Annotated in this window: 15 protein-coding genes and 1 pseudogene; 4 read left to right on the top strand and 12 right to left on the bottom strand. The window is 38.4% G+C overall.

The features are described 5' to 3' along the window. Window positions 1-28: 28 nt before the first annotated feature. The 4 genes and pseudogenes from A5849_RS06150 to A5849_RS06135 form a co-directional block, all read right to left on the bottom strand. Window positions 29-1,498 (bottom strand): annotated as a pseudogene (locus A5849_RS06150) (C69 family dipeptidase). A 183-nt stretch (window positions 1,499-1,681) separates the two neighbouring features. Then, the gene (locus A5849_RS06145) at window positions 1,682-4,150 is read right to left on the bottom strand and encodes a cation-translocating P-type ATPase (protein ID WP_002348523.1); all 2,469 of its coding nucleotides are present in this window, start codon (window positions 4,148-4,150) and stop codon (window positions 1,682-1,684) included. A gap of 324 nt (window positions 4,151-4,474) precedes the next feature. After that, complete coding sequence (locus tag A5849_RS06140; protein WP_002336504.1) at window positions 4,475-5,365, bottom strand: phosphate ABC transporter substrate-binding protein PstS family protein; 891 nt, start codon at window positions 5,363-5,365, stop codon at window positions 4,475-4,477. A 195-nt stretch (window positions 5,366-5,560) separates the two neighbouring features. Then, window positions 5,561-6,043 carry a hypothetical protein gene (locus A5849_RS06135; protein ID WP_002336505.1) on the bottom strand — a complete coding sequence of 161 codons (483 nt, stop codon included), beginning with the start codon at window positions 6,041-6,043 and terminating at the stop codon, window positions 5,561-5,563. 232 nt (window positions 6,044-6,275) lie between these two features. Here A5849_RS06135 and A5849_RS06130 point away from each other — a divergent pair, with 232 nt between their 5' ends. Beyond that, window positions 6,276-6,641 (top strand): hypothetical protein, encoded by a 366-nt coding sequence (locus A5849_RS06130; protein ID WP_002313555.1) that lies wholly within the window; start codon window positions 6,276-6,278, stop codon window positions 6,639-6,641. A 63-nt stretch (window positions 6,642-6,704) separates the two neighbouring features. On the opposite strand, the gene A5849_RS06125 is transcribed toward A5849_RS06130, so the two are convergent. Both A5849_RS06125 and A5849_RS06120 read right to left on the bottom strand, forming a co-directional pair. Next, entirely contained in the window at window positions 6,705-7,280 is a 576-nt protein-coding gene (locus A5849_RS06125) for a hypothetical protein (RefSeq protein WP_002291618.1), read from the bottom strand. Window positions 7,281-7,353: 73 nt separating this feature from the next. Continuing rightward, window positions 7,354-8,646, bottom strand: coding sequence for a hypothetical protein (locus A5849_RS06120; protein ID WP_002348521.1), 1,293 nt, complete (start codon window positions 8,644-8,646; stop codon window positions 7,354-7,356). A 256-nt stretch (window positions 8,647-8,902) separates the two neighbouring features. On the opposite strand from A5849_RS06120, the gene A5849_RS06115 reads away from it, so the two are divergent. Genes A5849_RS06115 through A5849_RS06105 form a run of 3 tightly spaced genes read left to right on the top strand, consistent with a single transcriptional unit; the run spans window position 8,903 to window position 13,082 of the window. Beyond that, window positions 8,903-9,847 carry a MoxR family ATPase gene (locus A5849_RS06115; protein ID WP_002313554.1) on the top strand — a complete coding sequence of 315 codons (945 nt, stop codon included), beginning with the start codon at window positions 8,903-8,905 and terminating at the stop codon, window positions 9,845-9,847. A gap of 3 nt (window positions 9,848-9,850) precedes the next feature. Then, window positions 9,851-10,921 carry a DUF58 domain-containing protein gene (locus A5849_RS06110; RefSeq protein WP_086309996.1) on the top strand — a complete coding sequence of 357 codons (1,071 nt, stop codon included), beginning with the start codon at window positions 9,851-9,853 and terminating at the stop codon, window positions 10,919-10,921. Then, window positions 10,911-13,082 (top strand): transglutaminase domain-containing protein, encoded by a 2,172-nt coding sequence (locus A5849_RS06105; protein ID WP_025478143.1) that lies wholly within the window; start codon window positions 10,911-10,913, stop codon window positions 13,080-13,082. The genes A5849_RS06110 and A5849_RS06105 overlap by 11 nt, the downstream gene beginning before the upstream one ends. Before the next feature lie 112 nt (window positions 13,083-13,194). Here the strand turns inward: A5849_RS06105 and copB are convergent, their stop codons facing one another. The 6 genes from copB to A5849_RS06075 all read right to left on the bottom strand — a co-directional run bounded on the left by copB (window position 13,195) and on the right by A5849_RS06075 (window position 20,599). Beyond that, complete coding sequence (copB, locus tag A5849_RS06100; RefSeq protein WP_002316394.1) at window positions 13,195-15,360, bottom strand: copper/silver-translocating P-type ATPase CopB; 2,166 nt, start codon at window positions 15,358-15,360, stop codon at window positions 13,195-13,197. A gap of 19 nt (window positions 15,361-15,379) precedes the next feature. Continuing rightward, a complete protein-coding gene (locus A5849_RS06095) occupies window positions 15,380-17,566 on the bottom strand; it encodes a cation-translocating P-type ATPase (RefSeq protein WP_002348518.1) in 2,187 nt (728 codons plus the stop codon). Then, window positions 17,566-17,775, bottom strand: a complete 210-nt coding sequence (copZ, locus tag A5849_RS06090) for a copper chaperone CopZ (RefSeq protein WP_002308701.1) — start codon at window positions 17,773-17,775, stop codon at window positions 17,566-17,568. Before copZ ends, A5849_RS06095 begins: the two co-directional genes overlap by 1 nt. A gap of 12 nt (window positions 17,776-17,787) precedes the next feature. Beyond that, the gene (locus A5849_RS06085) at window positions 17,788-18,228 is read right to left on the bottom strand and encodes a CopY/TcrY family copper transport repressor (protein WP_002336514.1); all 441 of its coding nucleotides are present in this window, start codon (window positions 18,226-18,228) and stop codon (window positions 17,788-17,790) included. A gap of 73 nt (window positions 18,229-18,301) precedes the next feature. Continuing rightward, entirely contained in the window at window positions 18,302-18,841 is a 540-nt protein-coding gene (locus tag A5849_RS06080) for a topology modulation protein (RefSeq protein WP_002313548.1), read from the bottom strand. A 291-nt stretch (window positions 18,842-19,132) separates the two neighbouring features. After that, window positions 19,133-20,599 (bottom strand): APC family permease, encoded by a 1,467-nt coding sequence (locus A5849_RS06075; protein ID WP_086309995.1) that lies wholly within the window; start codon window positions 20,597-20,599, stop codon window positions 19,133-19,135. Window positions 20,600-20,623 lie beyond the last annotated feature (24 nt).

Below are 20,623 nucleotides of genomic sequence, written 5' to 3'. Positions count from 1 at the left end.
TTATTAGCTAAAAACGCTGAGCCACATGTTATAGATCTTTGTCATGATGTGTAGCTGTCTTTTCTGACATCTTTACAATCAGCTCCTGGTTCATTTTCTGATAAGCATCTATAGCATAATCAGCAAAACTTTGTGTTTTTTGATTCAAATAATCCGTTAATTTTTCGGGATGATTTACTATTAATTCTCTTGCTTGTTGGTCTGTACTTGCTAACTCTTTCGATAGATGGTCTCGAACTTTTTGGCGAGTTGGTAAAGTAATATTTTTCTTAAAATCACTATAGTATGGCTTCGTCAAGATGTTCGTCAACCGATATGTCCAGTAAGCGGAAATATCATCTGGCATATCTGTTCCTTTTTGATAAGCTTCGGGTGTCTCGCTTATATTGCTATAAAATGGTATATAATTGCTTGTATCAGGAATCCCCAACGCTAACCAATGGATACCACTGATTTCTTCTGGTACATTGTTTCTTATCTGTAGAATATGAGATTCCATCGTATTCGGCACAGAGATTGGACGATACTTATCTGGCTTTGTCCCTTCGATGGTATCATATTCAGTACCATTAAAGTGTAATGTCATGATATAAGCTGTTTCTGCAATTGAAATAGGTTTATCTGGTTTGACAAACATCTCAAATGAACGATCTGTTATTTTTTGTTTCTTTGAAGGTGTCAGTTTTCTCTGTGCATCCCATATCCTAGGAAGATTGTATTTTTCATCCTTTGACTTATCTGCAAATATGTCTCTTAAAGAAATATCCCGTTTCGTATTTATCAGTTGATTCTTTTCTAAAAAAGATTCTAAATCTGCTGAACAAAGATAAGAATCTTTGTCCTTCAAATCAAATGAATCAATTGACAACATATTAGGAATAACTGCATAACAGTCATCTGGAACTTTGACAGCTGCCCACTGATGACCACTAAGTATCTCCATATACCAGATTTCATTTTTATCAGAGAAAATCACACCATTTGTCTCCGCAGCTCCTTGCTTAGCAACGATTTTTCCTAATCGTTCTACCCCTGCTCTTGCTGAATCAATATAAGGAAGGGTCACGGTCAACATAGAGTCTTCTGCGATACCATGCGCGGTATATGGATCTTTTTTCAATATCTCTTCCTTTGTCGTAGCTGATTCAGTAGCGCTCATTGCAACGTTCTTGCTATTGATACCATCTTCTTCAAATAATCCTTCTGACGTATCCCATTCTGGGGTCGCTGTGTACTTCAGCTGTTCTTACGGAAGATCAAGGGTAAATCCATTCCCTTTTGATACAAAATGTGAAGGATTCGTATTTTCTTTTCTGACAACAAAGTATTTTGACCAAGCCGTGTTCAGATCTTCATTTCTAGCAATCATCGTTGAACCATCTCCTGAAGCATTTTTTCCTACTAAAATCGTCGTACAAGCATCAATAGAAACTGATAAGAAAATCCCATACAGTACACCTAAAAATAAACTAAATTGAAGCAATCTTCTATTTTTCATTTGAAGCATTCCTCCCACTTTTGTAAAAACGCTTTCAAAATGATTATAGGACACCTGAAGTAAAGATTTAATTGGTTTTCTATAAGTTCTAGATAAAAATTTGCTTTGTTTTTTATACAGAAAGAAGCTTAGAAAATACAATTTTTTAGTTAATGTATTTTTAAGCTTCTTTTATCTTATTAGTCATTTATTTCTTTTGAATACTCGAAGGAACCGAGGCAATTTATTTATTATCTCCGGCTCTTTTTCATTTTTACGTTCAAACAAATATTCTACCAATGTAGTCAAATGCCTAAAAATCGAATCTGCCGAGAAAAATAAAATACTCAACAACAAAAGCGATACAGCTGAGATACCGGTGATTGAAAACAGTTTATGCAAAAAAACGACCGAAAAAAAGATACCGCTAGCACAGAAAAGAATGATCTGACTTCTGAATTTATTCAGCGGTGAACAGATTTTATAGAGAACGAGAAATCCTACTGCAATCAAAAGCATAGTAGATGCTGTAGAAACATCTGTTTTATTTAGATCCAAAGTCACCCCGCAGATCACCAACGCACCGACTACGATCATATCTGTCAGTCCACCTGGCACAGCCTTTTCCATCACATTCATGATGAACTTCCCTCTGATTCGCTTTTTGTTTTCTTCTAGAGCAAGCAAGAAAGATGGAAGTCCAATCGTAAACAAACTAATCAATGTGATCTGTGATGGTTCTAAAGGATAGGTCAAAGCAAAGATGACTGAAAACAGCGAAAGCAAAAAGGAGAAAATATTCTTCACTAAAAACAAGCTGGCTGATCGCTCAATATTGTTCACGACGCGCCGTCCTTCTGCAACAACTTCCGGCATGCGTGAAAAGTCAGAATCAAGCAAGACCACTTGTGAGGCCTGCATGGCGGCTTCATTGCCAGAAGCCATCGCTATACTGCAGTCTGCTTCTTTCATGGCTAGAATGTCATTCACGCCATCACCTGTCATAGCTACTGTATTGTTACGCTTTAGCAATTGAACGAAGATTTTCTTTTGTTCTGGCTTGACGCGTCCAAAAACTGTATATTTTTCGACAGCTGCTTCATATTCTTCTTCTGATAATTTAGACGCATCAACGTACTGATCAGCATGTGAAATCCCTGCTTGGACAGCTACATTAGATACGGTGAGCGGATTATCTCCAGAAATCACTTTGATGGCTACTTGCTGTTTTTTGAAGTAATTGAATGTGGCTTTTGCTTCTTTTCTGATAGGATTAGCGATCAGGATATACCCTAATGGTGTGACTGCCTCCGTTAATACTGGTTCTTCAAGAATCCCATCGTACACACCAAAGACCAACACGCGATAGCCTTTTTCAGCGAAAGAAACAAACTCTTCCGCATATTCCGGCAACTGATCTCGCAAAACCATTTCGGGTGCTCCTAAAACATATACCTTGTCTCCCAACGCTACACTGCTGAATTTTTGGACAGAAGAAAAAGGAATGACTTGGTGATAGGATTGATCAGTGGTTTTTGTAAAGTATTCTTTGACGGCTTCCATTGTTGCATTGTCTCCTGCCATCGCTTTTGCATAGTCAGCAATGCGCTCTTCCAGTTGATCTGATTGGCTGATTATTTTTTGTTTTTTAGAGACAATCACTTTTTGGACAGACATTTTGTTTTCTGTGATCGTTCCTGTTTTATCTACACAAAGGACATTTACTCTTGCCAATGTCTCAATGCTTTTCATATTGTGTAAAAGAACTCTTTGCTTTGCTAGTTTAGTCGCACTTAATGCTAATGCAATCGTCGTTAACAAGTACAGTCCTTCAGGTATCATACCAATCAATGCTGCTTCCATTGCGACGACACTTTCTTTCATCGTGTTTCCATTAAAAAAGTAACTTTGAGAAAAAAGCAGAATACCGATAGGAATAATGATGATCCCAATCCATTTGATCAATTGATTAAGAGAAGCAATCATCTCCGACTGTTCTCCTTCTCCCATTGTCTTGGCTTTGACTGTCAATTGGGAAATATACGAATCTGCTCCGACTTTGTCTAATCGGGCGTAAGCTTTTCCGGAAACAACGAAACTGCCGGACATCAATGGATCACCTATTTCTTTGGTTATCTCATCTGCTTCGCCTGTCAATAAAGCCTCATTAACTTGCAGTTTCCCTTCCACGACCTCTGCATCTGCTGGAATTTGATGTCCAGTCTCTAAAATAACAATGTCATCTATTACAAGGTCTTCTATATCTATTGTTTGTTCTATCCCGTCTCGTATGACATTGACTTTTGCTGTATTTAAAACATTTAGTTCGTCCAAGATCTTTTTGGATCGAATTTCCTGAAAAATGGCGATTCCTGTATTGGCTATGATAACTGGTAAAAAAGTCAAGTTCTTATAGGATTCTACTAAACAAAGCAAAATAGCTAAGATAAGAAAGATCAAATTGAAATACGTAAAAATATTTTCCAATATAATTTGTTGGTTTGTTTTGAATGTGGGATCGACTGAATCGTTTGCTGCACCTTTTTCTATTCGTTCCTTGACTTGTTCTGCTGTCAATCCTTCTTTGTACGAGGGAAAAAGACGGATAACTTTGTCAGATGATTTTTGTGTTATTTTCTTTTTTTTACTTCGATTTGTCCATTTATTCTTCATGTGGCTACCTCGATTGATTTCGTTTTCTGGATATTTCCAAACTTCTCCTATCCAGTATAGAACAGATATGGAAAGTGTTCCTCACATTAAGCTTGCAAACACCTTTCATTCCTGTCATATAGCAAAAAAAAGCTACGACAGTTCTATGTCGTAGCTCTTTTTTTCGAATAAACGGTGTTCAATCAGCTGACCCTCGGTATTAGCTCAAAAAACGGAAAAATATGAGGAACTATTTTTCACAATTAAAGGAAAAATGTATATGTGGGGAAACATAGTTGATTTTTCCTTAATAGTAACGACTACCGTAGTATGTTTATCTGCTAGTTATTTGATATTTCCTTCGTGATCACGTTCTACTTCCATCATTGTGATCGGTAAATACCCTAATTCTTTGACAGGACCTTCTTGTATTTCTTCTGTCATCATGTAGTCTAAGAATTTTTGAACTTCAGGGGAAGGTTTTCCGTTCGTGTACATATGTTCATATGACCAGATTCCCCAGCTGTTATCTGCTACATTCTCCTCTTTTGGTTCTACACCGTCGATACTTAGTGCTTGTGTGGAATCATCGAGATATGAGAAAGCTAAATAGCTGATTGCTCCTGGTGTTTGACTTACCAACTGCCGAACAGTTCCTGATGAGTCTTGTTCTTGGGACTGTATAGGTGTGGCACCATCTAATCCCCATTTTTCAAATGTCGCGCGGGTACCGCTGCCGTTTGCACGGTTCACGACGTTGATTTTTTGATCTTTCCCGCCAACTTCATTCCAATTAGTGATTTTTCCTGTAAAGATATCAATCAATTCCTGTTTTGTGATATCTTTGACACCTGTATCTTTGTTGACGATTGGTGCCATCCCAACCACTGCTACTTTATGATCCACTAATTTTGAAGCATCAACTCCGTCTCTTTCTTCTGCAAATACATCAGAGTTTCCGATAGTAACTGCTCCAGCTTCGACTTGGCTCAAACCAGTTCCGCTTCCTCCTCCTTGTACAGAGATTTGATAATTTGGATTTTCTTGTACAAAGCTTTCTTGTGCTGCATCGACTAACGGCTGTAATGCTGTCGAACCTACCGCAACGATTTTTACTTGTTCATTTGAGTCACTTGAATTATTTTGTGTGGCAGAGCCATCTGTATTTCCTGATCCTGAGCCGCATCCGGCTAAAAGAATTCCCATCATACCTAGAGTAAACAATACTTTTTTCATTTTATTGCTCCTTTCTTATTTACAACTAAAGTTTATCAGTCGACTGTAAATCCCTCGTATGGTTGCTGTAAAAATATAGTTAAGTTATGTAAAAATCATGTAAACGTTTTTCGCATTCTTTACATAATAATAAAAAAAGCATATGAGAAACATGCGTTTTCCGCCGCTCATATGCTTTTTACTGATGATCCACCATCAATAGTTATTTTTTATAGATACAGATCGTTCACTTTTTATCCTGATTTCTGTCCAGAAGTAAAAAAATGTTGCAAGAATAAATGAGGCAATTACTAAATAGAACCATGGTTTGATCGTCAAGAAATACATGGAGGGATATGCTGAATCCTTCAGTCCGCTCTCGCTCAAACCATTAGGACCGATGATCATGCGAGGCAACAAGGAAAACATAGATGTGAATATGAGTAAACAAGAAAAATAAAGCAGCTGCCAATTATAATGATTGATCAGAGATTTTGGCAGTAATAGACCTACACTTATCACTAAGTAAAAAATAGTCAAAGCTGGAAAATTTCTAGAAACCACAAATCCACTTCCTTGGATCAGCCCTAATATCTCGGCACCTTGCACAACAGCATTTACCCATGTAAAAGGTAGCAAAACGATAGGAAAAAACCAAAAAAATAAATAAAGACGATCGATTACTGCTTTTCTTCTCATCAATGTTCCCCCAAACCAATTTCTGTCTCTTATACACATCTAGATGTTTCTTTCATCATACTATACAATTTTCTATCTAAAAAAATTAGGGGGAAAAACTTTTTTTTTAGAGATAATGGCATGAGAGTTTATTCATTTAATCTAGAAATAATGAAAAAGTAATTGATTATTATATGATTCAATTTACAATAAAATTAACAAAATAATAACACTTGTTAGGTGGTGACAAAATATGATAAAAACGTGTTGGAAGAATCTTCCATTGCTTTTATCTTTTGTTCCTTATGTGCATTTCGCTTTACTGCTTGATTTCTATTATCATTCCGTAAGCGGATTCATCACGTTGATATTTTTATCTCTTTTTGCTGGGTATTATTTCCAAAAAAGCAGGCGTATTTTATCTTTATTTATCGCCAACATTATATCTACTGTCACTTCCTATTTATTTTGCGTCAATTTTGCTGAATGGCGGTACTTTTATCATCCTTTAAAACCGACCCAACTGATTTTGATTCTAGCTGGCATTTACTTAGTTCCACAAATCCTTGGATCGTTATGGGCGGTAGCCTTATCTTATAAAAAAGCACGGCATCCCTAAAAAAATAAACCCTATATGTACAAAGAGAAGCTGTTTTTTTCTTTTTGTACATATAGGGTTTTCTTATAATTCATGTAGAAAAATTTTTTTGATAATAATCTTATCCATCAATTGGGATTGACTGTTTTGCTCCCCTATGATTTCAGCGATGATGGTCCGATTTTGCGGTTTTCTTCTTAGCTGGTAATTGATTTTCCCGGTTTTCATCAATTCGCTGAGCATATCCACGACCCCGCCAAATCCGGTTTTTTTCGTAATAAAACCAAGTGCGACCATTCGTTCATCTAGATTTTTTGCTGTAATCGTCACACCAGTAATAAGCGAGTGCTGTAATGTTTGTGCCAACTCTTCCATCCCTTCAGCATTGGATACGACGGAAGCTGTTTTATTGACAGATTCTTCATGTATTTCTTTTTCCTTTGGTTCTTTCAGTTCCTCTTTCACTGTTTGACGAAGGACATCTAGTTCTTGCAAGAGCGTTTCGTATTGTTCTTGGGTCAACATCACACCAGCTACTTTTTCCCGATTAAATATATATACGCCAGTTCCCGCGTCTCGCGCTTGAGCAAATACATCCATCGGCGATCGTTTCACTTCTGTGATCGAAGATGTGGGAACTTCTAATTTCTTTAATTCCAATGGATTTCCTCCTTTACTAATCGCTTTTTATTATAGCATAGACTGACTTGTTTTGATCTGTTTTCCAAAGGTTTTATCGGTTTTTCCCTAACCAGTAATTGATATCCGTAAGTAGTCTTTCAATACCAAATGAAGGATGGTACAGATACGTTTTTTGATCTTCATTATGGTCTAATGGAAAAAAATGATCCGTAATCACTAGATCTGCATAACGAGGTGGCTTATTTCGAGTGCAAACATGGATCGAAATCCGTTTTCGATGTCTTAGGGTTTTGTTCAGTACCCCGGCAAGTCTTCTTGCTTCCTGATGTTCATAACGAAAAAAAAAGACGATTTTCACTTCAGGAGGATGGACATCTAAATACCCCCGTTCTTGGAGTGTCTTAAGTAAAAGCATTCCCCACTCAACTGCGGGGTGTGCAAGTGCTTGTTGGATTGCTAGACGAAATTGATACAGTTTATCTTTGGAATTGGGAAACTTTTCTAATGTTTCCTGATAATAACGAACTTCTTCTTCCACCAATCGATCATGGATACCAATCACATAACGAAGCCATTCTTGGTAAAGTACTTTTGTCAGCTTTGATTTATTTCCACTTTTAAACTCACTATTCAGCCAAAACAGCGAATCAAGCTTTTCAGTTACGATCGTCAATTTCCGATAGTCTTGTGTCTCTTCTATCCGTTCCCACCGTTTTTCAGTAATCTGGTTACAGCTCAAGCGCAAAATCGCTAGATAATTTTTTTCTTTTATTGGCAAAATCTGCTCTTCTCTAAAAAGTAATTCTGGAAACAACTCAAAGAAAAGGGTTCGACTGTCTCCTAAAATCTCGATTTCTGCCGGATCCTTTCGTTGCTTCAATAATTGGATGAATGTCTCTGAAAAGGATTGCTCTCCATCGTCTGCAAAAAAATGGGGGAAATCTTTCAAGAAACAAAATAGCAGGTACCGTATTTTTCTTTCTGAACCAAAGATCTGCGCTTTTTTATAAGAAAACGAAAGGTGATACTCACCAAACCATTTTCTCAACCGCTCTTGTGTCGAACGATCATACTCCTGCTCATAAGGTTCATTCAACAGCAGATTTTTCAGTAGACAAAAAGGTGGTGATTGAATCAGAAAAACAAAAAGGAGGTAGGGTTCGCTATATCCTTGATCATAAACTAACTGAACGGTTTTCTTATGAAGAATCAGCTGGATTGGACAGTCGCTTTCTGCCAAACGTTTTAGATGCCGATCAACTGTTTTGACATCGATTTTCAGTTCTTCAGCTAGATCCGTTTTTCGCCAGATTAGATCTTTCATTAGGTTGATTAGTGAAAATAAATTCTGTGCATTTTTTGATAATAGTTTTTGCCATCTCATTGATCATCTCTCACCTAGTTTCTAAACATATTGTTTGATCAGAAAGGGCTCTTTTCTAAAAAGATAAAAAGTCCCTTTCTATTTACTTAATTACGCAAATTTCTCTCATTATTTTTTATTTTACTTAATTTAATTGTATTCTCATTTTAAAACGAATGTATTTAAAAAAACATAATAAAATCACTTTGCTTGTAGGATGTATCCCCTTCCATTACAATTAAATTAAATAGTGATTTCATGAGAAGGTGATGTGAAAATGGAAGCTAAAATCGAAGAATCCAAACAAAAAATCGATCAGTTGATACAAGAATTAGAAAAAGCGGTCATCGGTAAACGTTCCACTATCCAATTGATGATCGTTGCCCTGCTAGCAGGTGGTCATGTCTTGTTCGAAGATATTCCCGGTGTAGGTAAAACATTACTAGTCAAAGCACTAGCAAAGGCTGTGCAAGGAACCTTTAGCAGAGTCCAATGCACACCTGATCTTCTTCCTAGTGATATTTTGGGCTTTTCCGTCTATAACTCACAAACAAAAGAGTTTGAATTTCGTCCGGGGCCAATCTTTACAACGATCTTGTTAGCAGATGAAATCAATCGTACGACTCCCCGTACTCAGTCAGCACTTTTAGAAGCAATGGCAGAGAATCATGCAACGATCGACAACAATACATACCCCCTAGACAATCATTTTTTTGTCTTAGCTACACAAAATCCAATCGAGTATGAAGGAACATATCCTTTGCCGGAAGCACAGCTCGATCGTTTTTTATTCCGACTACAAATTGGTTATCCTTCTTTTGACGACGAACTTCTGCTACTTTTGGATAAATTCGAAAAAGTGTTGGATAATTTGAAGGTCGTCTTGAACAGTCATGAAATAGAAGAAATAAAAACAAGAGTGGCGAATGTCTTTGTCAGCCCAGAAGTGGCATCTTATGCCTTGCAGTTAGTATCCGCAACAAGAACCCACTCTGCTATCCAGATTGGTATCAGTCCACGAGGAAGCCTTGCCTTTATTCAAGCAGCAAAAGCCTATGCATTAATCCATGGGAGAAATTACGTCACGCCCAAAGATTTGCAGGAGTTAGTTCCTTTCGTTTTTTCTCACCGCTTGATTTTTTACGATCGTTCATTGAAGGAAGACGAAAAGACACAAATGATCCATGCCCTTGTTGCACAAATCCCAATTCCCGTGAGGTAGATAATGGAAAAAGCCAAAGATTATTTCATTAATTTTGTGTTATTTCTGATATATTTCGTCATTGTCTTTTTTGCTCTTGTATTCAACAATTCTTTAGGGTGGTTCTTATTGGCTTTTTTTACTCTTTATGTATCATGGAGTGTGTTTTCATTAAGCACCTTTCTAAAGAAACTTTCTGTTACTTGCACAGTCCAGCCAGTCGTTTATCGTAAAAAAAGTATACAGGTTATTTTTTCTATAGCCAAAAAAGAAGCTTTTTCTTTCCCTCTCCCTCGTTTACAGATCGTCTTTCCAGAGATCTTTGCAGAAAAAAAACAAGAAATATTGATCCTTACAAATAAACCGCAAGAAGTCCAAGTACTTTGGCAACCAAAAGAGAGAGGGTTCCATGAAGCATTAACCGTCATTTTTACAGCCTATGATAGTCTAGGACTTTTTAGAAAAAGGACAAGAAGAGAGCTTTCTTTTCCTGTGACTGTTCTTCCTGCTTTTCATAAAACTCAAGCAGAAACATTGCAAAGAGTTCTGGAAAAAAAACAACAGCTGAACGCGTATCAAAAAGGTCTTGATTTTCGAGAACATCGCTCTTATCGCCCCGGCGATTCTTTTAACCGAATCAATTGGAAATTGTCTGCTCATAGTCAAGAGTGGTTATACCGCGAATACGAGTATCAAGAAGAATATTCTCCGCTTCTTTGCTTTTGGGGTTCACCTAGCTTGAAATTTGACCATCTGCTAGATTTGTATTTTTCTTTATGGCATCTGAGAAAAGAAAAGCAGCCGGAACTTCTGATATTAGGCGACCGTACCTTTCATGGCAAAGATCCTGGATATACCTATTTTGCTTCTTTGAACGCTGGCGATGAGAAAACTTTTTTGGCACACTTGAAAAAACAGGCAAAAAAACAAATCGTCCTCTTTATTCCTGAGCATTCTCCTGAAGTCTCAGAAGCTGTCGAAACATTGTCGAAAGATCGAACGGTCTATCTTGTTTATTTCGCAGAAAAACAAATCATGATACAAGAAAAAGACAAGGTATGTTCACTGTCAGGAGGTGAATGGATTGACGATTAAATGGGAAAAATACCTGCGTGGCGTTTACTCCTTTATGATGCTAAGTGTAGGTGCTCCGATATTTGTAGCAGCTAATCAATTGCAAAATAGCTATCCTCTTATCCTGACTATTGGTATCCTATGTCTTATTGTCTGCTGTATTCCTAAAAAATGGGTACGATTACTACTTTCTTTGCCAGTAATGATTGGCTGTTTGTTTACCTATTTTCCTTCAAAGACAATTTCTTTATTATGGGTCGTACAGTTTTTTTCGTCAATTACAGAGGAATTCTTCCATCTATCCCAAGGTAAACTTCATTATTTACCAGAAAAGACAGCTTTTTTTCTCATATTGTTGTTGATCTATTTATTTATTACTTTGACCGTGGATTACGACTATTGGTATGCACCCTTTCTTGCATTGATGGGTTACTTCATGATGCTTACCGTTTTTCGGGAAAAAGAACTATTGTACGAAATGATTGCGGTAGTAGCTGTTTTATGCGTATATTTGGCAGCAAGGCAATTTTTCTCCCTCCGATTGTTGTCGGGAAACGCTCGATTCCAGTCGTTTACTACGATCCTGCTTATTTGTTTGTTCACTTTCAGCGCCATCTTGCCTTTATATCTCCCAAAAGTACACCAATCTCTTGAGGAAACGAGTGAACCGATCCGAGAATATCTTAATGATGAAGGGCTTTATGACAGACTCCATGAGTATCAATTAACCGGAAGTGCCAGAACGGGTTTCAGTGAAAATGATGAACAACTTGGTGGTCCATTGTATGATAATGGCGAAGTTGTTTTTACAGCGAACCAGAAAGTAAACGGCTATTGGAAGATAGAAAATAAGAATCATTACACCGGTTCTGGATGGGTAGAAGATCCGGATGCACCCATCCAACCAATCCAAGAATTTCCTGTTGATATCACAAGCTACCAAACAGTTATGGAAGAAAAAGAAAACATTACATTGACGCTAAAAAACCAAGCTTTCTTACCTTATCCTTATGGAAATACTACCTTGACTGATTTTTCATTAGCCAGTGGACAAACGCTTTACTATTTGCCTGAAAGCCAACGATTCATCCCTGTCCCGAATGAATCGACGCGATTGGCGTCCTTACAAACAGAAAGATTAGCTTTTACGAGAGAAGAATTAAAAAGCAGTCAGTTAGAGGCCGATGATTTAGAAAAACAACAGACAAATCTTCAGTTGCCGAAAGGGTTGCCTCAACGTATTGAGGACTTAGCGATCGAATTGACCAAAAATGAAGCAACTTTAATTCGTAAAGTTGAAGCTGTCGAACAGTATTTGAAAACAAGCGGGAATTTTCGCTATTCCAAAACGGATACCGGACATACGCCTAAAGAACGCGATTATGTAGATTATTTCCTCTTCGATTCAAAAGTCGGCTACTGTGACAACTTTTCAACTTCTATGGTCGTCCTTCTTCGCACACTAGGCATCCCAGCTCGGTGGACAAAAGGGTTTACGGATGGGATTAGAACAGGAACAGATGAGCAAGGAAATGAGGAATACAGCATTCTCAATAGTCATGCTCATTCTTGGCCAGAGGTGTACTTTCCCGAGTTTGGCTGGCTTCCATTTGAACCAACTCCTTCATTTGCCAATCCAACTGTTTCACAACCAGCCGCTGAAACAACAGAAACCGTCCAATCTGCTGAAGAACAGCCAAAAGAAAGCGAAAATATAGTAGAAACTATTTCCAGTGAGAAACCTGAGACTATTTCGTCAGATAACACGACACTCACACCGTCTTATAAAATCGTCTTATTCAGCCTTGGGGTGTGTTTATCCGTCTTGTTGTTCTTTCTATTGTTATTTAGAAAATCTCTGCGCTGGACAAGTTATCTTATCTATCTTCATTTTTTTGCTTCTACTAATGCGGTTGCGTATCAAAAACTTCTCCACCATTTGGAAACACTGGTACCGCGCACCCCCACAGAATCTTTGCAGGCATACAGCCAACGAATAGAACAAACATTCAAGCTAGATCAACGTTTCATTCGATTAACTGCTCAATATGAAGCAGAAATATATGGGCGACAAGCAGATCCGGTAAAATTCGATAAAAAAACCTATTTAGAACTAACGCATATAATAAGAAAAACGGTATACAAAAAGGTTATGACAAAAGGGAGCAGCTTCAAAAAATAAGATAAAATTACTAGAGAATCTACTTCTGGAATGCCGAGAACTAGCTGATTGAGCATCGATTATTCGTAAAAAAAGGTTGTGACACGTTTTTTGTCACAACCTTTTTTCATTATTATTTGATTTTCAATGTCAAAGCATTCAGCGCTACGACTACCGTACTTAACGACATCAAGACAGCACCAACTGCTGGACTTAATAGGATACCAATTGGTGCAAGTATTCCGGCCGCTAGTGGAATTGCGAGAATATTGTAACCAGCTCCCCACCAGAGGTTCTGGATCATTTTCTTTCGCGTTTGCTTAGCTAAATCAAGGAAATGCAAAATATCTTTTGGATCGCTGTTTGTCAAGACGACATCCGCAGAATCGATTGCGATATCTGTTCCTGCACCTATTGCCATCCCAATAGAAGCACGGGCTAAACTTGGCGCATCATTAATCCCATCACCCACCATGATTACTTTTTTCCCTTGGTCAAGATATTTCTGGACAACAGCTTCTTTATCATCTGGTAATAAACCGCCGTAATATTCTTCGATTCCTAAATAATCTGCTACTGCTTGAGCAGCATTTTTATTGTCGCCAGTAAGCATGACTGGAGTGATTTTTCTTTCCTTCAATGTTCGGATAAACTCTTTTGCTTCTGTTTTTACTACATCACCTAAAGCAACGATTGCAGCTAGATGATTTTCTAAAATCAGGAAGCTGATGGTATTTCCTTGTTCTTGGTAAGGTTTCAATAATGCTTGTTCTACATTTAATCCGAGACGCTCAACTTCTTTTTCATTAACTATTTTCACTTGTTGGTTTTTGACTGTTGCCTCTAGCCCAACTCCTGAAAGATTTTTTAGATTTTCGGCTTGATAAGGCTTGATTTCATGTTCTTTCAAATAATTCATAATGCCAATAGCCAATGGATGATTGGCATTCGCTTCCAATGCTCCTAAATATTGAAGGATTTCATTTTTATTGAACGCATCATCAAGAACTTCGACACCCGTTACCGTAAATTTTCCTTCTGTCAGTGTCCCGGTTTTGTCCAGCATGATCACATCTAGATCATTGGCTTGCTCTAGTGCGTTACGGTTTTTCAAAAGCAATCCGTTTTTAGCGGCGATCGATGTGGAACGAGCAACAACTAATGGGATAGCTAAACCTAGAGCATGGGGACAGGCGATGATAAAGACAGTGACCATACGTTCCAATGCATTAGGAAGATCTGTCAAGAACAACCATGCGATAAATGCCAAGATACCGACAATTAAGGCAATATAAAACAGCCATTTTGCCACTTTATCTGATAATGACTCTAGCTTGGATTTTTCTCCTTGTGCTTTTCGCACCATTTCCATAACCTTCGCTAGATACCCATTTTCACCAGTTCCAGTTACTTCGATTTCGATCGTTCCATCCCCATTGATAGAACCGCCGATCACTTTATCATTGGCTCGCTTTTTGATTCCTTTTGATTCGCCAGTCACAGCTGATTCATCAACGATAGTTTCACCTTTCAAGATAACACCATCTGTTGGCATTTTGTCACCGGAACGGACGATCAAATGATCGCCTTCGGTTACTTCTTTTAGTGAGACTGTCTCTTCTTTTCCTTCTTTCGTCAAGCGTTTCACTGATTCTGGCAGTAATTCTGCTAGTTTTTGTAAAGCATTGCTGGCATTCGAAACAGCGTTCATTTCGATCCAGTGACCTAGCAACATAATGACGATCAATGTAGCTAATTCCCAGAAGAAATCCATGACGTGCGTATGAGGATTGATCAGATTCGCGATAAACGAATAGACACTATAAATATATGCAACTGTAATCCCCATCGCGATCAGCGTCATCATAGCAGGACTTTTTTGTTTCAATTCCATTTTTGCCCCGCTTAAAAATGGCTGTCCGCCATAGATAAACAGTATAGTTGCTAAGATCAGTACGAGCCAATCCGAACCAGGAAATGTTATCTGGAAGGGAAATTCCATTCCCATCATTGGTGAAAAAAGAATGATTGGGATAGCTAGGATAAGCGATAGCCAAAATTTTTGTTTGAAATTCCCCATGTGCATGGAATGATCCATACCGCCATGATCGTGATCCATGTGCATCGAATGGTCCATTTGTTTGCTGTCCGCTATATCTCCATGGTTATGTTCCATATGCATCGAATGGTCCATCTGGCTATGATCATGCTTCATCTGTTTTTCGTTTGAATGAGCACTTTCTTTGTTTCCTGCTTCTTTTTTATGCTCCTGTTTTTTCTCCATATCGTTCCCGTTCATTTTTACTCCATCCCTTCTCTTACTTTTTCATGTGCCGATTTAAGCTCAGGGAGTTCAACAATACACTGACGGAACTAAACGCCATCGCTCCTCCTGCAATGATTGGATTCAAAAAGCCTAATGCAGCAAAAGGAATGCCAATCGTATTATAGACAAAAGCCCAGAAAAGATTTTGTTTGATTTTTCTCAATGTCATTCTAGACAACTCGATTGTTTGAGCAATGGACGCCAAACTACTATTCATCAGCGTTACATCTGCTGTTTCCATCGCGATGTCCGTTCCACTTCCCATTGCCATACCAACATCAGCTAATGCGAGAGCTGGCGCATCATTGATTCCATCGCCTGCCATACCGACTTTTTTGCCATCTTTCTGCAGTTTTTCCACATAGGCTGCTTTATCCTCTGGAAGTACTTCGGCAAAGATGTGCATTGGATCAATCCCCACTTGTTTACCGATCGTTTCGGCTGCCAGTTTGTTGTCTCCTGTCAGCATAAAGACATCTAATCCTTTATCCTGTAACTGCTTGATTGCTTGTTTGGCTTCTTGTTTGATTTGATCTGCCACGGCAATCAGCCCGATCACTTGCTTTTCATCAGCTAAAAACATGACTGTTTTTCCCTGCTGTTCTAATTCTAACGCGTGTTCTTGGTATTCATCAAATGATAGGTTCAATTCAATTAATCGTTTACGTGTACCCGCAAAACAGCGTACTCCGTTAATCGTACCGCTGATTCCAGCACCTGGGTGAGCTGTAAAATCAATCATATCGTATGTTGCTGCTTCTTGCAGTTTTCCGTATTCCACGATTGCTTTACCTAGTGGATGTTCAGAAGCTTGTTCTAAAGTATAAAAAATAGATAGGACTTCTTTAGAACCGACTAGATCTGTAACTTTGGGCTTTCCTTCTGTAATCGTTCCAGTTTTATCCAAAACAATGCTGTCTAAGTGAGCAGCTGCTTCTAATGCTTCTCCGCCTTTAATTAAGATTCCGTTTCGTGCGCCAACACCCGTTCCTACCATGATAGCTGTTGGAGTCGCTAAACCTAATGCACATGGACACGCAATGACTAATACAGAGACGCTATGGATCAATGCAAGTTGCCAATCACCCGAGATCAAACCTGTCGCCACTAGTGTGATGAATGCAATGACTAAAACGATCGGAACAAAAATCCCTGAGATTCGATCCGCGATTTTTTGAATTGGTGCTTTGCTTCCTTGAGCGTCTTCCACCATTTGGATGATTTGAGCTAAAACTGTCTGCTTACCAACTTGTGTGACTGCCATGTGAAGCAGACCATTCGTATTGATTGTTCCGCCAAAGAGTGTGTCATCTGGATTCTTTTCTACAGGAAGACTTTCGCCAGTAAGCATACTTTCATCGATCGCACTACTTCCTGAAATGATTCGACCATCTGCTGGGATCTGCTCACCAGGACGGATGACTAGCTGATCGCCAACGACGACTTCTTCAATCGCTAACTTTTCTTCTTTACCGTTTCTTATTACTTGAGCTGTTTTTGTTTGAAGAGACATCAATTGTTTGATTGCATTACCTGTTTTCGTTTTTGCTGTATGTTCCAAATATTTGCCGAGCAAAATCAACGTGATGATCATACTGCTGCTTTCAAAATAAAGATCTTGGGGATGTCCACGGAAAAATCCGTTGTAAATGCTCAATGCAAAAGCAGCTGATGTTCCGATTGCTACCAGTACATCCATATTTGGTGCTTTTGTCTTGATTGCGTGGTACGCCCCTTTATAAAAACGAGCACCAACATAAAATTGGACAGGTGTAGACAGAACTAACTGAACGATTGGCAGATGAAAAAAGTGAACAATTGCCGCATGGCTCCCAAACATCATGGCAATCATTGACAGCATCAATGGCAAAGTCAAAATCGTACTCAATACAAGATCGAATAGCATTTTTTTCAAATATGCTTGCTTTTCTTCCGCAATTTTTTGTTTATGGGCTTCATCGTACAAAATCGCACCATAGCCGATGTTCTCTACGCTTTGGATTAATTTTTCAGAGGTCGTCCCTTCATATTTGACACTTGCTTTTTCAGTGGCCAAGTTGACTGTGGCATTGACAACACCAGGTTGTCCGTTCAGCTCTTTTTCGATCCTAGCAGAACAATTTGCACAAGTCATACCTGTAATGACGAATGTGTCCATTTTGGTTTCTGCTGCTGCCATCAAATCACCTCTGCTTTATATCCCAATCCATTGATTGCTTGACAAATCTTTTCGGATTGGACTTTTGTTTCATCAAACTTGACCGTACCGTTTGCTTTTTTCAAGTTCACTTTTACTTTCTGTACGCCGTCAAGTGCGCTTACCGCTTCTTCGACTCTTGCAGCACAATGATTGCAGCTCATACCTTCGATTGAAAATTGTTGTTTCATTTTTTCTTCCTCCTATTGATGTTGTTTACATTCACATTGACCTGGGATACAGTTGCATTCGATTGTTTCGACTGGTTGCTTTTGTTCTAATTGTTTCAAGATTTCATTGATATCTTCTTGAGTCAAAGTAGCTTCTTCTACTAAATCCGCAATCGTCTCTCCAATCCTTTTTGCACAGATATGGGAAAAAAGATTTTCCGTCGCACTTCGAACTGTTTCCATCTCTGAGACAGCTGGATGATAAATGAATTTTTTTCCTTCTTGTTCTGTCCAGATCACTTCTTTTTTTACCAAACGTCCCAGCAAAGTTTTGATCGTTGCTGGTTTCCAATCCATTGAATCAGCTAAGATCTGCGTGATTTCTTGAGCAGTCGTCTGTCCAAGTGTCCAAATAACTCGCATGATCTCCCATTCTGAATCGCTGATTTTTATCGGCGTTTTGACTTTCTCCATTTATTTCACACCTTTCGTTTACAAATGTAATCAATAACTTATGAATACAGATTACACTTGTAAACAAAAACTGTCAATTATTTTTGCTCTCTATTTTCAATTTAGTTAAAAATTCTTGTTTTTCCCCTCTTGTTTTAAGGATGATCAGTTTGTTTCGTGCATGGTTTTCTTGGATCAGTTGCTGTATTTTCGGTTCATTGTTTTCTTCAAAATGCCAGATAAAAGATAAAAATTCTACGTATTCCCTGTTTAGTTTCTCTGTAAATGCTTCAGGCATATCTGGCCGTGATTTTTTGTTTATCTTTCTTTTTAGAGAACGCCAAACTACTCGGTAGATGGCGACATAACGCGGCACTTTAAGCCAAATGATTTTATCTGCTTCTTTGATTCTCTCTTCTAATGTAGAAGTGTAATTTCCTTCAACGATCCATGACGGATTAGATACCATAAACGATTGCTGTTCTTGTAAAAACCACTGTTTTGCCTGAATACTGTAATCTGTCGTATGCCATAAAAGGTCTAGAGGCAGTAGCGGAAAGCCGGTGATTTCTTTGATCTTCCTTGCGAGGGTCGATTTTCCCGACCCACTTTGTCCAATCACGATGATCTTCATTTTCCTCCCTCACTTCTCTTTGGAATTTGGTTCGATCATACCACTTATAATGCCACAAAAAAACAAGGGACTGTGACAAAAGTCGTGTCAAAGTCCCTTGTTCCGAATAAACGGTGTTCTCCTGCCAACACCTCGGTCACAAGTCACACTATTCAACAAACATGAGAAGCTGTTTTTTGAACTTGTTCCTTGTGACTCAGAGTGAAACGGCAAGTTCCCGACCTCTGGGTAAACGGTGTTCAATCAGCTGACCACTTCTGTTACAACCTCTTGTAACAAGTATTTCTATATTTAAGGCTGAACCACAGTTTCTGGCTCAGTGATTTCTTTATTTTTGTCTCGACGAGCGATAGCTGGCAAGATCATGCCTAATAAGATCAAGACGATTGGTGTGATGATATTCGTGAATAGCTGGAACCACCATGCTTTAGGATCAGCAGTATAATCTACTTTTGGTACCATTCCTAAGATACAGGCGAACGCAGTGAAGGCAAAGCACCAAGCACCGAAGATAAACCCGATTTTTGGATTTTTGACAAATTTATATTCAGAATTGAATTTCTTATAAGCTTTATTCAACATCATATACGCCAAGAATACCCATAGGTAACGCATTGGCATAACAACTGAGTTCAAGTTCGTCAACCATTTAACTAATTCATTCATATCTTTGATACCGAAGATTGGCAGCAAAATAATGATTCCTACTAGTATACCTGTCAAAAGATAGCCGTTTACTAATGTACCTTTATGACTACGTTTACGTAGCCAGTTTGGTACGAATTCTGGATCTGCATCTGCTAACAAGATTTTTAACGGTGCATCGATTGAAAAGGCTAATGCGGAGATTTGTCCGATCATATTTGTCAATGCGTAAATAATCATCAATGAGTTACCGATACCATAGTAATTACCTAAAATTTGAAAAGCACTGTATGCCCCATTTGCCATCAAATCTTTAGGGATATTATCGCTAGCAAACAGCATGCCCATTGCGACTGAACCTAATACAGCACAAATCCCTACCATTGCTGCTAAGAAAATCATCCCTTTAGGAAATTCTTTTGCAGGATTTCTTGTAGAGTTAACATAAGGGGATATTTTTTCCGCTCCTCCAACTGCAAACACTAACATAGAGACGGTTGTGAAATAACTGAAGTCAAAGGTTGGAATATATGTTTTCACTTGATTCATATGCGGTGTGGCAAATTCCATCGTTGGATTGATGAACGGTGCCGTTACTGCTAAAAGAATATATAAGATCGACATAACGAACATCGCTGTTCCGGCTAATCCGCCGATTACTTTCAACGTAGAAAGTCCTTTTGTTGACAAATATAAAAAGGCAAGAAATATAATAAGTGAAATAACTGCTACCATTTGGACTGACATCGTATTTACGATATTTCCATTTCCTTGGACCGCCCACCCCCCTGCAATCAGGATGGCTTGAGGTTTTTGTGCTAAATAAGGAATATGCACGACCCAGTAAGTCCAAGCAGCATAATATGCTAGCCGTTTATTGGATGTCGTATTTTCGACCCATGAACTGACGCCTCCTTTACTATCCTTGAAGGCTGAGCCTAATTGTCCAACGATCAATGCGTATGGAATGAAATAAATGGCTAGAATCAATAGCCAAGAGGTGACAACTGATACTCCTTGCTGGGCATAGTTATTAACTACATTCCCCATGCCCCAAACCATGTTAAATGCAATTAACGCAACAGTGAACCAGCGTAATTGTTTATTGTTCATTCGTTCTCTCCTTTATAATAAAAA

The sequence above is a fragment of the Enterococcus sp. 10F3_DIV0382 genome, assembly GCF_002140245.1.
Lineage (GTDB): Bacteria > Bacillota > Bacilli > Lactobacillales > Enterococcaceae > Enterococcus_B > Enterococcus_B lactis.
Note: the sequence above shows the minus strand (reverse complement) of the source record. Positions and strands in the feature narration are given on the sequence as shown.